Annotated in this window: 1 protein-coding gene; it reads left to right on the plus strand. The window is 29.6% G+C overall.

The annotated features are described in order from the left end of the window. Positions 1 to 207, plus strand: a 207-nt coding sequence (locus tag RPL90_RS06715; protein WP_204186982.1) for a transposase, incomplete at its 5' end; no start/stop codon positions are given. Positions 208 to 216: the final 9 nt, after the last annotated feature.

Consider the following 216-nt stretch of genomic DNA (forward strand, 5'->3'; position numbering starts at 1 on the left):
GATAGGCATGCCCATTTGAAGTATAGATATGGTAACAGAAAATTTTGGTGTAAAGGTTTTTATGTAGATACAGTTGGTAGAAATAAAAAAGTAATAGAAAATTATATTAGAAATCAATTACAAGAGGATATAGTAGCTGAACAACTAACAATGATAGAGTACATAGACCCTTTTACTGGGGAAGAAACTAGAAAGAAGAAAAAATAAAACAACCCT

The sequence above is a fragment of the Staphylococcus kloosii genome (assembly GCF_032139365.1).
In the GTDB taxonomy this organism is placed as follows: Bacteria; Bacillota; Bacilli; order Staphylococcales; family Staphylococcaceae; genus Staphylococcus; species Staphylococcus kloosii_A.